This window comes from Vibrio inusitatus (genome assembly GCA_024346935.1).
Taxonomy (GTDB): Bacteria; Pseudomonadota; Gammaproteobacteria; order Enterobacterales; family Vibrionaceae; genus Vibrio; species Vibrio inusitatus.
In genome coordinates, this window is sequence record AP024878.1 from 46849 (window position 1) to 61870 (window position 15022).

The following is a 15022-nucleotide window of genomic DNA, read 5'->3' on the forward strand; positions in this document are numbered from 1 at the left end:
AGATCATCCCCTTTACAATGTAGCGCTGATTCATCACACACTACTCACAGGTAATACATCCTACATGTCATCCCATTTGTCTATGATTGAGGAATCCGATACTCAAACAACGCCCCAGCGTGTGCTGGAGGATGTGTTTGGCTATCAGGAATTTCGAGACGGCCAACAGCAGGTGGTGGATGCTGCACTCTCCGGAAAGGACACTTTGGTTATCATGCCCACGGGTGGTGGTAAGTCTATGTGTTATCAAGTTCCTATGCTGGTGGCTTCTGGAATGGGCTTGGTGATCTCACCTTTAATCTCATTGATGAAGGATCAAGTCGACCAATTGAAAGCGAATGGTGTCGCTGCAGAGTGTATTAACTCAAGCATGACTCGTGAGGAGTTGTTGTCGGTGTATAACCGAATGCATCAAGGTAAAATAAAGCTGATTTATGTATCGCCAGAACGAGTGCTTATGCGTGAGTTTATGGAGCGCTTACAGCACCTAGAGATAAATCTAATCGCCATTGATGAAGCGCACTGTATTTCTCAATGGGGGCATGACTTTAGACCGGAATATGCTTCACTAGGCCAGTTGAAACAGCAATTCAGTCATGTTCCGTTTATGGCACTTACCGCTACGGCAGACGATACGACACGACTCGATATTAATGCTCGACTGCAGCTTGATGATCCTCTTTGCTACTTGGGTAGCTTCGATAGACCTAATATTCGCTACACCTTGGTAGAAAAAGCAAAGCCGGTTGCACAAGTGATTCGCTATCTAGCAACCCAAAAAGGTCAGTGTGGCATCATTTATTGTGGTAGCCGTAAGAAAGTTGAAATGGTGACGGAAAAACTCTGTAACAACGGTATTCGAGCCATGGGCTACCATGCAGGAATGGATCCTGATGAACGGGGCTATGTACAAGAAGCGTTTCAAAAAGATGATATTCAAATCGTTGTAGCAACCGTTGCCTTTGGCATGGGGATCAATAAACCGAATGTGCGTTTTGTTGTGCACTTTGATATCCCAAGAAACATTGAGTCTTATTACCAAGAAACAGGCCGAGCAGGTCGAGATGGTTTACCTGCTGAGGCGATGACTTTGTATGACCCATCAGACATCAATTGGCTTCGCCGTATGCTTGATGAAAAAGAAGATGAGAAGCAGAAAAAAGTAGAGATGCATAAACTCAACGCAATGAGTGCCTTTGCTGAAGCGCAAACCTGTCGTCGACAAGTCCTGCTACATTATTTTGGCGAGTATCGAGAGAAAGCGTGCGGTAACTGCGATATTTGTATAGATCCACCGAAAACGTTTGATGGCACGGAGGCTGCTCGAAAGGCGCTCTCATGTGTGTATCGAGTCAATCAATCCTTTGGTATGGGGTATGTGACTGAGGTGCTTCGGGGCATGCAGAATATACGTATTCGCGAGAACGGCCATGATAAGCTATCAACCTATGGTATTGGTCGCGATAACAGCCATGACTATTGGGTGAGCGTTATGCGTCAATTGGTGCATAAAGGCATGCTGACACAAAACATAGCACGAAACTCAACCTTGCAACTAACAGAAGAAGCGAGACCTTTGTTACGTGGCGATATGGAACTAGAACTTGCTGTACCAAGGTTGGATCTTACTGTTTCTGCTAAATCCGACAAGACTCCAACAAAACACTACGATAAAAAGTTGTTTGCGAAATTACGTAACCTTCGTAAGCGCGTTGCTGATGAGGAAGGTTTACCGCCTTATGTGGTGTTTAATGATGCTACCTTGATTGATATGGCGGATATCCTGCCAACCTCATATGGTGAAATGCTTGCCGTAAATGGTGTAGGGCAGCGCAAGCTTGATAAATATGCTGATGCTTTTCTCGATCTAATTCAGGAGCACATTACGGGTGTCTAGTTTTACTCTTCGTCATTTTGATTCACAAAAAGGTCGAATTTCTTTGATAACGCCATCGTTCGACCATGATGATTTTCCTACAGTTGGACAACAATTTATCGACCTTATTGGTGCTACGGTAGTAGAAAAGCAACAGGATGCCGATCTTCACTCTTGGTTGATTGACTTCGAAGGTTGCCAATTAATGTTGCGCGCGGAACACTATAGTGAATCTATGTGGTTGGAGGCGCTATCTGCGGGCCAATCTGAAGAAGAACTACAATACCTCGCAGGATTGGTAGCAAAGGGTATTTAGTTAAAAAAGTTTCACATGAAACCATAGTGCTGTTCATGTATTGCACAATCTGAATCGTTATGTATAATTCTGAGCCCGCCATTTTGGTGGGCTTTAAATTTTGAGATGAAGCGACTTGCTTCGAATGGGTTCCCTCGCCCCCATCTACTAAAAAGGTACAATATGAACCGTTTTAATCCATCGCAACTGCGAAAAGCGCTTTTCTTTTTGGCGTCATTTCACCTGATCATCATTGCATCGAGTAACTATCTCGTTCAGCTGCCATTTACTGTTTTTGGTTTCCACACCACTTGGGGGGCATTTACGTTTCCCTTTATCTTTTTGGCAACGGACCTGACCGTTCGCATCTTTGGTGCGCCACTAGCACGTAGAATTATCTTCTTGGTAATGCTGCCTTCGCTAATAGTGTCTTATTTGCTTTCAGTGGTTTTCTTTGAAGGACAATTTCAAGGCTTCTCACCTCTTGGAGAATTCAACCTGTTCGTGGCTAGAATTGCTATCGCTTCGTTCATGGCTTATTTATTAGGGCAGATCTTGGACGTGCATGTATTTAATCGTCTGCGCCAAATGAAGCAATGGTGGATAGCTCCAACATGCTCTACCTTATTTGGTAACGCATTAGATACATTGGCTTTCTTTAGTATCGCTTTCTATAACAGTCCTGATGCGTTTATGGCGCAGCACTGGCAAGAGATAGCACTAGTGGACTATGTGTTTAAGCTTGTGATTAGCTTGGGCTTGTTTGTTCCTATGTATGGTGTCTTGCTCAATTATTTGATTCGAAAACTGACGACCGAACCTGACCAACGAATTGCTGCAGAGGCATAGAAAACAAAAAAAAGAGCTCCTATCGGAGCTCTTTTTTTATGTCTAGAATCAGTGCTTGGTGCAGAACTGTGCCCATAGACGATAGGCTTCCTGATCGGCCAGTTGCTTATCTTTTAGTTTGGTAAAAAGTAACACTGCAATGGAAGCGACTACGTGGTTAGCCATTTGAACTTTATCGGCTTCAATTGTGCCAAGAGGGCACCGCTTTGGCGTGACAATTTGTTCATTGTACATTTCTTTCCAGTAGTGCGAATGTAAGCCCTTACTATCGCTTGTCCAAATGGTTTGGCTTACCTTTGGATTGTACTCAGACTCACCTGATACACCTTTAAATGAAGCAATAGAACAGTTTGAATGGCCAATATTGGTTTCTATCTCTGCATGTAATTCCTGAAACCCTGGGTGGAAACTACCCCTGACTCCATATTTAGCACTTCCAGGGTTTAACCCTCTTACTACAGTATTAATCGGAGTTCTTAGACCGTAGCGTTTCTTCCAATCAAGCATCTTCTCTGCGATAGGAGCAAAGTGAGATAGTGGTAAGTAAGCGATGTTTGAGGATTGCAGCAACGAGGTAGCATGCTCAATATCGTTGGCAGTTTCGATATCGAGTTGTTGCAAATAATGTTGGCTGTGCACGCGATCTGACCCAGCATCAAGATGGCCATGGATCAGTACCTTGTAACCCTCATCTGCGAGAATAGAGGCTGCAACCAGATTCCAAGGTAGAGATTGCTGATTGTCATTGAGATCTTGTTTGCTTTTCTTTCCTGCATAACAAGGCCAATCAATATCGACTTCGATTGTTGGCAATCGCTGGTGGAAGGCCTTGGTGAAACCAGCAATCTCTGCTGCTGTCTCGTTGTTGACTCGGATGAGCATCATCAACATCGCCATTTGATCGTCGTCGATCTGGCCATCAAGATATTGATCCATAACAGTAAAGGCTTGATCAAACGAGAGAGGTTTACGCCCACGCTCTCCTCGGCCAACACAGCGGATGCACTCCAATATTATGCTCATTTCTCAAGCTCTCCTTGCTTTGCTTTTATGTCCAAAATATTTGTCTGTAAAAAAGCCCAGTTTAATAAACTGGGCTAGTTAAATTATATCTGCTTGATTTGCAAAGGCCAGTTTTGGTCTGACTGCCGATTAGCTTCAATCTCGAGTTCCGCGAAGGTTAATGGATTGGCATTACACCAATTTTCACTAATGGATAAACAAAGCTGTTTATCTGTCGCTTCTAGTTTGACTGAAGGCTGCAAATTCACATTACGCCTATGGGTAAGAAGTACAGATAAGCGCAGAATTCTTAAGATGTTTTCTGCACTCTGCTTATTGACCGCTTGCTGCTCAGGCAAAGAAGATAAAGCGTCTTTATACCGTAGCGTAACATCAGCAAGTAGATTTTTCTGTGCTCTTGTATAACCGGGTAAATCAAGATTTCTCAATAGGTAGGCGTTATGTAGCCCTGCTTTCTTAAAATCGATAGTCAATCCAATCTCATGTAACTGAGCTGAGGCCTGTAACAACTCTATGGCTACGGGTTCAGGAAGGAACTCACTACCACATTGTTCAACCAACTTACTTGCGGTCTTAGCAACCTGATTTGCATAGTCTTGGTCGAGCTGAAAACGCTGTTGAATGCTGGTTAAGGTTCGCTGACGAATGTCTTCTTGATGCAGTTCCGTGATCATTTCATAGACCATGCCTTCTCGAAGAGCACCACCCGCAAGGGTCATTTCATCAATATCTAAAAGCTCAAATATGGCCAATAAAATAGAAAGACCACTTGGGAATACAAGTGCTCGCTCAAGGGTGAGACCTTCAATCTCGAGCTCTTCTAAGGCATCAGCTCGCATGGCTTGTTTTTGTAAGCGCTTCAATTTGGAGTGAGTAATCACTTCGTCCATGCCTTGCGCTAGCATTATCTCTTGCAGTGCTTGAACCGTGCCACTAGCTCCTACACACAAGTCCCAACCAAGTTCTGTATAATTACTCAGAACAGGAGCTAAGGTTTGCTTGGCAGCCTCTATAGCACGTTGGAAGTTGTCAGCGGTGAGCTGTCTGTCGTTGAAGTGTTGCTCTAACCAAGTAACACAGCCCATTTGTAGGCTGTTGAGTACCTTGGCATCAAAACCTTCACCAATAATCAGCTCGGTACTGGCACCACCAATATCAACAACTAGACGCTTGCCTTTACCACCAGAAGTATGAGCAACCCCTTTGTAGATAGTAGCAGCTTCTTCTTTCCCAGAGATCACCTGAATATCTTTGCCTAGAATCTGGTTGGCTTTACTCAAGAACTCATCAATGTTGGTTGCGACACGGAGCGTGGCGGTTCCAACAATACGAATGTTTTGTTCTGGGATGTCCTGTAAGCGCTCAGCAAATAGAGACAAACAGTCCCATCCTCTTTGTATTGCTTCCTGACTTAACGCGTTGTTGCTGTCTAACCCAGCAGCTAGGCGAACCTTGCGCTTAATCTTGGCCATAGTACGGACGCTTCCATGCACGTGCTTAACAACAAGCATATGGAAGCTATTCGAGCCAAGGTCAATGGCGGCATAAAGAGGAGATGAGTCTGTCATAACCTAAATTAGCTGTTTCCTGATGTTCTGTTATGAGGTCGAGATGGTCTATTACGTCGCTGATTGTTATTACGACCTTGAGGTTTGCCACCACCTTGACGACGGGTGTTTGGTGAGCGTTGAAGACGAATAGGCTTCGGCAGCTCTTGAATCAAAGCTTCAGGATCATAATCAGAGGCTGGAATTGAGTGCGCGATGTATTCTTCGATTGCAGGCAAGTTAACTGCGTACTCTTCACAAGCAAAACTGATGGAATGACCGCTTTCACCAGCACGTCCTGTACGGCCAATACGGTGAACATAATCTTCAGCATCATCAGGTAAGTCGTAGTTAAATACGTGCGTTACTAGTGGAATGTGAAGACCACGTGCTGCTACATCAGTCGCAACCAAGAAGTCCAATTCACCCGTGGTAAATTGCTCTAAAATTCGCTCACGCTTTTTCTGCGGAATGTCACCGGTTAAAAGACCCACACGGTGTTCATCGGCGGCTAGATAGCCCCAGACTTGCTCACATTTGTATTTTGTATTGGCAAAAATGATCGCTTTTTCAGGCCAATCTTGCTCAATCAAGGTCATAAGCAGAGCGATTTTGTCTTCGTTTGAAGGGTGGAATAGCTCTTCTTCGATACGAACATTGGTGCGACGCTCTGGTTCTACTTCCACATGTTCTGGATTGTTCATGTGTTCAAACGCCAATTCTTGCACGCGGTAAGAAAGGGTTGCAGAGAAAAGCATGTTAAGACGATCTTTCGGCTCTGGCATACGACGGAACAAGAAGCGAATGTCTTTAATGAAACCAAGATCAAACATACGGTCAGCTTCGTCGAGAACTACAGCTTGGATATGATTGAGGTTAAAGGCTTTTTGCTTGAAGAAATCGATGATACGGCCGGTAGTGCCGATCAAAATATCAACACCTTGTTGTAGCTCATTCAGCTGCTTGTCGTAGCTTTCACCACCATATGCAAGTGCAGCTTTCAGGCCAGTACTTGCAATCAAAGCTTCAGCATCACGATGGATCTGAATCGCCAACTCACGCGTTGGTGCCATAATAATGGCGCGCGGTTGGTTCACTGCTCGAGACTCATCGGCAGGGTTTTTTAGTAGGTAATCAAAAGTAGCGGTTAGAAAGGCTAAAGTTTTACCAGTACCCGTCTGAGCTTGCCCCGCAATGTCTTGGCCAGTGAGCAGTACTGGCAGCGCTAACGCTTGAATCGGAGTACAATACTCAAATCCTTTTGCTTGCAACCCAGAGATAATCTGAGGGTGCAAATCGAAGTCGGCGAATTTTTGCTCTGTGATGTGTGTCTTTTTCATGAGCATAGAATATCAGCTTACGCTTGCATTAAGAAAGGAAATCCATTCCAATAGGCAATCTAATTGCTGATAATCATCAAATCGGCAGCAGAAAATTGATTTGGAGCTAAAGATGAGCGATAAGATTTTGCAGCTTTCTGACGATGGTTTTGAAAGTGATGTAATTAAAGCTGCAGGCCCTGTGCTAGTAGATTTCTGGGCAGAATGGTGTGGTCCTTGTAAAATGATTGCCCCTATTCTGAGTGAAATCTCAGAAGAGTACGCTGGTAAACTTACCATTGGTAAGTTGAATATCGATCACAACCCAGCAACGCCACCAAAATATGGCATTCGTGGTATCCCAACATTACTGTTGTTTAAAGACGGCAATGTAGCGGCAACCAAGGTAGGTGCGCTTTCAAAGACTCAACTTAAAGAGTTCCTAGACGCAAATATCTAGAAATGAGAAAAACAAATTAACCGTGTATTTTTTAATGCACGGTTTTGTTTTTTCTAGAAGCTAGACTACGCTTGTTTTTAGTGCTAGTTTATTGCACGTAAATCATACAATTTTCCTTTTCTTGGTCGATCCTGAGACCAAATCTCTCTAACTAACACATACAGATCCTATTTTGACTACTAAATCTAATACAAAGACCACCACAAAATCGACCACTATGAATCTAACAGAACTGAAGAACAGGCCTGTCTCAGACTTAGTGAAACTTGGTGAGAGCCTTGGTCTTGAGAATCTTGCTAGATTGAGAAAGCAGGACATCATATTCTCGACGCTAAAAGCGCACGCGAAAAGCGGAGAGGATATCTTTGGTGATGGCGTCCTAGAGATTCTACAAGACGGATTTGGTTTTCTGCGCAGCTCAGACAGTTCATATCTAGCTGGCCCAGATGACATCTATGTATCTCCAAGTCAGATTCGTCGCTTTAACCTACGTACTGGTGACAGCATTGCAGGTAAGATTCGTCCACCTAAAGATGGTGAGCGTTACTTTGCATTGCTAAAGGTTAATACTGTTAACCACGATAAGCCAGATAACGCACGTAATAAGATTTTGTTCGAAAACCTAACTCCATTGCACGCTAATGAGCGTATGGTAATGGAAGTAGGTAACGGTGCGACTGAAGATATTACAGCTCGTATCCTAGATTTGGCTTCACCGATAGGTAAAGGTCAACGTGGCTTGATCGTTGCACCGCCAAAAGCGGGTAAGACAATGTTGCTACAAAACATTGCCCAAAGTATTGCCCGCAACCACCCTGAGTGTGAGTTGATGGTATTGCTTATCGATGAGCGCCCAGAAGAAGTAACTGAAATGCAACGCCTCGTACAGGGTGAAGTTATCGCTTCTACGTTTGATGAGCCAGCATCTCGTCACGTACAAGTTGCTGAGATGGTAATTGAGAAAGCGAAACGCCTAGTTGAACATAAGAAAGACGTTGTTATCCTTCTTGATTCAATCACTCGTCTAGCTCGTGCATACAACACCGTAATTCCTTCTTCAGGCAAGGTTCTAACGGGTGGTGTGGATGCGAATGCCCTTCACAGACCTAAGCGCTTCTTCGGTGCTGCACGTAACGTAGAAGAAGGTGGTAGCTTAACTATTATCGCAACTGCGTTGGTAGATACCGGCTCTAAGATGGATGAAGTTATCTATGAAGAGTTTAAGGGTACAGGTAACATGGAACTGCACCTAAACCGTAAGATTGCGGAAAAACGCGTCTTCCCTGCGATTGACTTCAACCGTTCAGGTACTCGTCGCGAAGAGTTACTGACTAAGTCAGATGAGCTTCAGAAAATGTGGATTCTTCGTAAGATCGTGCACCCAATGGGTGAGACCGATGCAATGGAGTTCCTGATTGATAAGTTAGCAATGACCAAAACCAACAATGAGTTCTTCGACGCAATGCGACGTCAATAACAGATTTCTTTAGGAATTTGTAATTTGCGGAACTTATCGTATGAAACGCCACCTAATTAGGTGGCGTTTTTTAAATCACGACGATAATTATATGCCAGGATGGCATAGTACCACTAAGCTGGTACATAGGATTACAGGGAGTAAGAGTATGCATAAAAGGCTTTTGGCTACGATGTTAACTGCCATACTTGGCAGTTCGTTTACGGTGCAAGCTCTTGAACTTAGCCTTGAAGATAAGCAACAAATGCTGTCCGATGCTCAGTCTCAGGCGAGTGCACAACGCATAGTGTCGCTTGCGTTATCCGAACAGTCCGATCAAGCGAACTTTAATCTGCTTCGAATTAAACAACCACAACAAGAAGTCGTTAGGTTTCTCGCCATCAAATCTATTGCTGAAAGCACACCGCGATATACCTCTGATTTAGCTGTCTTTGTGGATACCCAGCGAAAGGTAGCCCCTTCACTGAAAATAGTGGAACAGGGGGATGGTTTTCATTTTGTTTCTCCAGCGTTTTCTTACCAGATAATGGCTCAGCGTCTTATTGATGATTGGAAGCTGAATGACCAAGTGATTGAGTTATACGTGGGAGTGGAGAATGAGCAACTCAATTTACGCTCCTGGCTAACGGAAAACCCGGATCTGACTTCACAAAGAGAAAAATTACTTATTAACAACATAGATAAGATCTCAGATGAAGGTTTGTCATACCTTGTTGGGCAGATTACCGATAATAGCGTGTTATCTTGGCTACCGAGTTCAGATCTAATGGTCGCAATGGCAACGACATCCAATAACTCTGATCTCTACAATATTGTATGGAAAATGAAAGCCGATAGCGCATTAAACAGAGAGCTAGAAAGGCTAGGTAAAGACGGTAGTGTCTTTTCAATACAGCAAATGATCGTGGCAAGTCAAAACCCTTCATTGAGTGAGCGTAGTCTGCAACTACTGGCCAAATACGCGCCAACCTCACAACCAGCAGAAGATTTTTTGGTTTCTAGGATGAGAAACCAAGGTGATGCACAGGTTATCACTAAAAGTATCCAAAGCTATGGGTACAACAGTTGGTTTAACGAGTGGGCAAGTAAGTACCCAGAAATATTTAATCGTTAAATTTGTTAGCGGAAGGTGATGGGCTTTTTGCTATACTGCGCCCATCTTTTTAGGCTAAATGGATTGTTATGAGCTGCAAAGACTTGCGAGACTTCCTTGCCCTTCTGGAAAAAGAAGGACAATTAAAGCGCATCTCCCATCCGGTCGATCCCGACTATGAAATGACAGAAATCAGCGACCGAACCCTACGTGCTGGCGGCCCTGCGTTATTGTTTGAGAACCCTATTGGCTATGATATGCCGGTCTTAACCAATCTATTTGGTACGTCCAAACGTGTTGCTCTTGGTATGGGGCGTCAACAAGTCAGCGATCTACGAGAGGTAGGGAAGCTGCTCGCTTATCTTAAAGAACCTGAGCCACCAAAAGGCTTTAAAGATGCCTTAGATAAACTTCCCGTATTTAAACAAGTCCTAAATATGCCGGCAAAACGTCTTCGTAAGGCTTCTTGTCAAGAAATCGTCTGGCAAGGCGAGGATGTTGATTTAGATAAGATTCCAGTAATGAGCTGTTGGCCCGAGGATGTAGCTCCACTATTAACGTGGGGATTAACAGTTACACGTGGACCCAACCAGAAGCGACAAAATCTTGGGATTTATCGCCAACAAAAGCTAAGTAAAAACAAAGTCATTATGCGTTGGTTAGCGCATCGAGGCGGTGCTCTAGATCTCAGAGATTGGTCAGAAGCTAACCCAGGAAAACCATTTCCTGTCTCGGTAGCCTTTGGTGCTGACCCTGCAACCATTCTAGGTGCAGTAACGCCAGTACCAGATTCGCTCTCTGAGTATGCCTTTGCTGGCTTGTTAAGAGGCAGCAAAACCGAAGTGATTAAATCAATCAGTAACGATCTCGATGTACCGGCCAGTGCTGAGATTGTACTGGAAGGTTATATCGACCCTACCGAATTTGCAGATGAAGGTCCCTATGGTGACCATACCGGCTATTATAATGAAGTAGAAAGCCACAACGTATTTACCATTACACACATTACAATGCGTAAAGACCCTATCTATCACAGTACCTACACAGGACGCCCGCCAGATGAACCTGCGGTATTAGGTGTCGCCCTTAACGAAGTCTTTGTCCCTATTTTACAAAAGCAATTTCCTGAGATAGAAGATTTTTACTTGCCTCCAGAAGGGTGTTCTTATCGTATGGCAGTTGTGACCATGAAAAAGCAGTACCCAGGTCATGCCAAGCGCGTGATGATGGGAGTGTGGTCCTTCTTACGTCAATTCATGTACACCAAATATGTACTGGTATGTGATGAGAGTGTCGATGCTAGAGATTGGAATCAAGTTATCGCGACAATGACAGAACACCTGCAGCCGAAACGCGACATTGTAATGATTGAGAACACCCCGATAGATTCTCTTGATTTTGCTTCACCAGTTGCAGGGCTTGGCTCGAAAATGGGACTAGATGCGACTATAAAGTGGCCAGCAGAGCTAGTAATGTCGAATGAAGATGTCTCTAGTACTTTACCTGCTCTGCAGAAGGAAAAAGCTGATCTAGTATTTGACGGATTAAAACAGCAACTTCTATGCATAAAGGATTGTTATTTACCTGTTGAAGCAGGTTTTGGCGGAATGGCTATTCTATCTATAGATAAGCAACAAGCTCATCAAGGAATAGAAGTGATCGATGCCGTGTTGGCTGAGTTTTCTCAGTATACCAAGATGAAGTTTGTCATTGTCTGCGATCAAGACGTCAATATTAGAAACTGGAATGATGTGATTTGGGCTATTACCACCCGTATGGATCCTGCTCGTGATAGTAAGTTTATCGATGGGCCACAATCTCAACTCGGTATAGATGCAACTAACAAGTTGCAAGGCGAAGCGACAAGAGAATGGGGTAGACCTATCCATAAGGATAAAGAACTCGTTGCCCGTATTGATAAGATCTGGGAACAACTCAACATCTTATGACGTACAAAGTAAAACTTTTACCCAGTGGTGTAATGTTTGAGATAGAGGCACAGCAAACCATATTAGACGCTGCTTTATCTCAGAACATCGCATTCCCTAATCGGTGCCAAGTTGGAGCGTGCGGAATGTGTCTATGCCGATTAAAGACTGGTACAGTAGCGTATCAGTTAGAACCTATGCTAACAGAGAAAGAGCAAGCCCAAGGCTGGGTCTTTGCTTGCCAAGCGTTTGCTAACACAGATTTAGTACTTACTTTTGATGAGTAAGGATATAGAGGAAGATATGACCATTCGTTGCAAAGTAAAATCAATCAAGCCCCTAGCTAGCAATACATTCCGAGTATTGTTGCACCCTGAAACCTCTGTTGAGTTTGAAGCGGGGCAGTACTTGATGGTCGTAATGGGTGAGAAAGACAAGCGTCCTTTTTCTATCGCAAGTAGTCCTTGTCGACATGAGGGAGAGCTAGAGCTTCATATTGGTGCAGCCGAAGAAAATGCTTATGCTCTTGAGGTAGTTCATCGTATGCATGAAGCGCTTAGTAATGGCAGTGACATAGTTATCGATGCTCCCCATGGAGATGCGGCGCTTAAAGTGAGTGAGCGCTCTATGCTTCTTATTGCTGGTGGAACTGGCTTTAGTTATGTGCGTTCTATCCTTGATCATTGCATCAGCCAAAATATCAATAACCCGATATATTTGTATTGGGGAGCAAGAAGTAAATCTCAGCTGTATGCTTTTGATGAATTGACGGCCATTGAACAGCAGCACTCAAATATCCACTTTATTCCCGTAGTAGAAGATGATGAAGGTATTTGGACGGGAAAAACCGGTAATGTTCTACAAGCCGTGATGCAGGACTTTTCGGACCTATCTGAATATGACATCTATATAGCAGGCCGATTTGAAATGGCAGGCAGTGCAAGGGAACAATTTATCTTTAATAAGAAAGCAAAGGTGGAACAAATCTATTCTGATGCGTTTGCTTTCATCTAAAGCTAGCAAAATTGTTCTAACCTTAATAAAACAGCCCGCTTTTTAAGCGGGTTGTTTGTTTGTTGAACGTAAAAAAAGAAAGTGCGAAAAACTTATAAAAAACGCTTGCCAATGTGACGCGCATCTCTATAATGCGCCCTCACTGACACGGCAACAGCGGAAACGCTTCGCAGTGTTTCAGTAGGCTAACTAGCCGAACCAATTTGAGTTTAACTTCTCTTCGAAAATTAAATTCAAAAAGTGTTTGACACTTTGGTTCAAAACGCTAGAATGGCCGTCCACTTGAGAGGCAAGTCTCGAAAGTACGCTCTTTAACAATTTAAACCTATCAATCTGTGTGGGCACTCGTTGATGATAATCGAAAAGATTTATCAATGAACTGAGTGACCAATACAATGATTTTTAATCATTGGCACAGTCAATTCATTATCGTTCTGTTGGAACGATAATAGCTTTAAAATTACTTCTTACTTTCGAGTAAGGAACAGTTTTGAAGTCAGTATTCATTGAGCCGGTCGAAAGACCAAAAAAACTTTAATTGAAGAGTTTGATCATGGCTCAGATTGAACGCTGGCGGCAGGCCTAACACATGCAAGTCGAGCGGAAACGACAACATTGACCCTTCGGGTGATTTATTGGGCGTCGAGCGGCGGACGGGTGAGTAATGCCTGGGAAATTGCCCTGATGTGGGGGATAACTATTGGAAACGATAGCTAATACCGCATAACGTCTACGGACCAAAGAGGGGGACCTTCGGGCCTCTCGCTTCAGGATATGCCCAGGTGGGATTAGCTAGTTGGTGAGGTAATGGCTCACCAAGGCGACGATCCCTAGCTGGTCTGAGAGGATGATCAGCCACACTGGAACTGAGACACGGTCCAGACTCCTACGGGAGGCAGCAGTGGGGAATATTGCACAATGGGCGAAAGCCTGATGCAGCCATGCCGCGTGTATGAAGAAGGCCTTCGGGTTGTAAAGTACTTTCAGTCGTGAGGAAGATATATAAGTTAATAGCTTATGTGTTTGACGTTAGCGACAGAAGAAGCACCGGCTAACTCCGTGCCAGCAGCCGCGGTAATACGGAGGGTGCGAGCGTTAATCGGAATTACTGGGCGTAAAGCGCATGCAGGTGGTTTGTTAAGTCAGATGTGAAAGCCCGGGGCTCAACCTCGGAACCGCATTTGAAACTGGCAGGCTAGAGTACTGTAGAGGGGGGTAGAATTTCAGGTGTAGCGGTGAAATGCGTAGAGATCTGAAGGAATACCAGTGGCGAAGGCGGCCCCCTGGACAGATACTGACACTCAGATGCGAAAGCGTGGGGAGCAAACAGGATTAGATACCCTGGTAGTCCACGCCGTAAACGATGTCTACTTGGAGGTTGTGGCCTTGAGCCGTGGCTTTCGGAGCTAACGCGTTAAGTAGACCGCCTGGGGAGTACGGTCGCAAGATTAAAACTCAAATGAATTGACGGGGGCCCGCACAAGCGGTGGAGCATGTGGTTTAATTCGATGCAACGCGAAGAACCTTACCTACTCTTGACATCCAGAGAACTTTCCAGAGATGGATTGGTGCCTTCGGGAACTCTGAGACAGGTGCTGCATGGCTGTCGTCAGCTCGTGTTGTGAAATGTTGGGTTAAGTCCCGCAACGAGCGCAACCCTTATCCTTGTTTGCCAGCACGTAATGGTGGGAACTCCAGGGAGACTGCCGGTGATAAACCGGAGGAAGGTGGGGACGACGTCAAGTCATCATGGCCCTTACGAGTAGGGCTACACACGTGCTACAATGGCGCATACAGAGGGCGGCCAACCAGCGATGGTGAGCGAATCCCAAAAAGTGCGTCGTAGTCCGGATTGGAGTCTGCAACTCGACTCCATGAAGTCGGAATCGCTAGTAATCGTGAATCAGAATGTCACGGTGAATACGTTCCCGGGCCTTGTACACACCGCCCGTCACACCATGGGAGTGGGCTGCAAAAGAAGTGGGTAGTTTAACCTTCGGGAGGACGCTCACCACTTTGTGGTTCATGACTGGGGTGAAGTCGTAACAAGGTAGCCCTAGGGGAACCTGGGGCTGGATCACCTCCTTATACGATGATTACTCACGATGAGTGTCCACACAGATTGATACGGTTTAGAAAGT

General features: G+C 44.6%; 12 protein-coding genes, 1 rRNA gene and 1 pseudogene. 11 read left to right on the top strand and 3 right to left on the bottom strand.

Translation table 11 applies throughout. The features are described from left to right. Positions 1 to 82 precede the first annotated feature (82 nt). From recQ to OCU48_RS00230, 3 genes are all read left to right on the top strand, one after another. Positions 83 to 1897 carry an ATP-dependent DNA helicase RecQ gene (recQ, locus tag OCU48_RS00220; RefSeq protein WP_371859142.1) on the top strand — a complete coding sequence of 605 codons (1815 nt, stop codon included), beginning with the start codon at positions 83 to 85 and terminating at the stop codon, positions 1895 to 1897. Beyond that, a complete protein-coding gene (locus tag OCU48_RS00225) occupies positions 1890 to 2192 on the top strand; it encodes a DUF3630 family protein (protein ID WP_141347319.1) in 303 nt (100 codons plus the stop codon). Before recQ ends, OCU48_RS00225 begins: the two co-directional genes overlap by 8 nt. A 162-nt stretch (positions 2193 to 2354) precedes the next feature. Then, on the top strand, positions 2355 to 3020 hold the full coding sequence (locus OCU48_RS00230; RefSeq protein WP_141347320.1) for a 7-cyano-7-deazaguanine/7-aminomethyl-7-deazaguanine transporter: 666 nt from the start codon (positions 2355 to 2357) through the stop codon (positions 3018 to 3020). A gap of 48 nt (positions 3021 to 3068) precedes the next feature. Here the strand turns inward: OCU48_RS00230 and OCU48_RS00235 are convergent, their stop codons facing one another. The 3 genes from OCU48_RS00235 to rhlB form a co-directional block, all read right to left on the bottom strand. Next, complete coding sequence (locus OCU48_RS00235) at positions 3069 to 4043, bottom strand: glycosyl transferase family protein (RefSeq protein ID WP_141347321.1); 975 nt, start codon at positions 4041 to 4043, stop codon at positions 3069 to 3071. An 83-nt stretch (positions 4044 to 4126) separates the two neighbouring features. Continuing rightward, positions 4127 to 5611 (bottom strand): guanosine-5'-triphosphate,3'-diphosphate diphosphatase, encoded by a 1485-nt coding sequence (gene gppA, locus OCU48_RS00240; RefSeq protein WP_141347322.1) that lies wholly within the window; start codon positions 5609 to 5611, stop codon positions 4127 to 4129. 8 nt (positions 5612 to 5619) lie between these two features. Next, positions 5620 to 6930 carry an ATP-dependent RNA helicase RhlB gene (rhlB, locus tag OCU48_RS00245; protein ID WP_141347323.1) on the bottom strand — a complete coding sequence of 437 codons (1311 nt, stop codon included), beginning with the start codon at positions 6928 to 6930 and terminating at the stop codon, positions 5620 to 5622. A 112-nt stretch (positions 6931 to 7042) separates the two neighbouring features. Between rhlB and trxA the strand changes: the two genes are divergently transcribed. The 8 genes and pseudogenes from trxA to OCU48_RS00280 all read left to right on the top strand — a co-directional run bounded on the left by trxA (position 7043) and on the right by OCU48_RS00280 (position 14969). Beyond that, entirely contained in the window at positions 7043 to 7369 is a 327-nt protein-coding gene (trxA, locus tag OCU48_RS00250; RefSeq protein WP_141273647.1) for a thioredoxin TrxA, read from the top strand. Between the two features lie 217 nt (positions 7370 to 7586). After that, complete coding sequence (gene rho, locus OCU48_RS00255; protein ID WP_141347330.1) at positions 7587 to 8846, top strand: transcription termination factor Rho; 1260 nt, start codon at positions 7587 to 7589, stop codon at positions 8844 to 8846. A gap of 148 nt (positions 8847 to 8994) precedes the next feature. Beyond that, positions 8995 to 9960 (top strand): hypothetical protein, encoded by a 966-nt coding sequence (locus tag OCU48_RS00260; protein WP_141347324.1) that lies wholly within the window; start codon positions 8995 to 8997, stop codon positions 9958 to 9960. Between the two features lie 68 nt (positions 9961 to 10028). Beyond that, positions 10029 to 11417 (top strand): annotated as a pseudogene (gene ubiD, locus OCU48_RS00265) (4-hydroxy-3-polyprenylbenzoate decarboxylase); the annotation flags it as partial. Beyond that, positions 11412 to 11888, top strand: coding sequence for a UbiD family decarboxylase (locus OCU48_RS19705; protein ID WP_371859143.1), 477 nt, complete (start codon positions 11412 to 11414; stop codon positions 11886 to 11888). The pseudogene ubiD and the gene OCU48_RS19705, both read left to right, overlap by 6 nt. Further along, positions 11885 to 12154 carry a 2Fe-2S iron-sulfur cluster-binding protein gene (locus OCU48_RS00270; RefSeq protein ID WP_141347326.1) on the top strand — a complete coding sequence of 90 codons (270 nt, stop codon included), beginning with the start codon at positions 11885 to 11887 and terminating at the stop codon, positions 12152 to 12154. The genes OCU48_RS19705 and OCU48_RS00270 overlap by 4 nt, the downstream gene beginning before the upstream one ends. A gap of 16 nt (positions 12155 to 12170) precedes the next feature. Next, positions 12171 to 12881: an NAD(P)H-flavin reductase gene (fre, locus tag OCU48_RS00275; protein ID WP_141347327.1), complete on the top strand. Its 711-nt coding sequence runs from the start codon at positions 12171 to 12173 to the stop codon at positions 12879 to 12881. A 535-nt stretch (positions 12882 to 13416) separates the two neighbouring features. Further along, a 16S ribosomal RNA gene (locus OCU48_RS00280) occupies positions 13417 to 14969 on the top strand. The last annotated feature ends 53 nt before the right edge of the window (positions 14970 to 15022 follow it).

Bases quoted from the DNA above. Each gene is read 5' to 3' on its own strand.
- recQ (WP_371859142.1), top strand. From the start codon at position 83: ATGATTGAGGAATCCGATACTCAAACAACGCCCCAGCGTGTGCTGGAG.
- OCU48_RS00230 (WP_141347320.1), top strand. From the start codon at position 2,355: ATGAACCGTTTTAATCCATCGCAACTGCGAAAAGCGCTTTTCTTTTTG.
- OCU48_RS00235 (WP_141347321.1), bottom strand. From the start codon at position 4,043: ATGAGCATAATATTGGAGTGCATCCGCTGTGTTGGCCGAGGAGAGCGT.
- gppA (WP_141347322.1), bottom strand. From the start codon at position 5,611: ATGACAGACTCATCTCCTCTTTATGCCGCCATTGACCTTGGCTCGAAT.
- rhlB (WP_141347323.1), bottom strand. From the start codon at position 6,930: ATGAAAAAGACACACATCACAGAGCAAAAATTCGCCGACTTCGATTTG.
- trxA (WP_141273647.1), top strand. From the start codon at position 7,043: ATGAGCGATAAGATTTTGCAGCTTTCTGACGATGGTTTTGAAAGTGAT.
- rho (WP_141347330.1), top strand. From the start codon at position 7,587: ATGAATCTAACAGAACTGAAGAACAGGCCTGTCTCAGACTTAGTGAAA.
- OCU48_RS00260 (WP_141347324.1), top strand. From the start codon at position 8,995: ATGCATAAAAGGCTTTTGGCTACGATGTTAACTGCCATACTTGGCAGT.
- OCU48_RS19705 (WP_371859143.1), top strand. From the start codon at position 11,412: ATGTCGAATGAAGATGTCTCTAGTACTTTACCTGCTCTGCAGAAGGAA.
- OCU48_RS00270 (WP_141347326.1), top strand. From the start codon at position 11,885: ATGACGTACAAAGTAAAACTTTTACCCAGTGGTGTAATGTTTGAGATA.
- fre (WP_141347327.1), top strand. From the start codon at position 12,171: ATGACCATTCGTTGCAAAGTAAAATCAATCAAGCCCCTAGCTAGCAAT.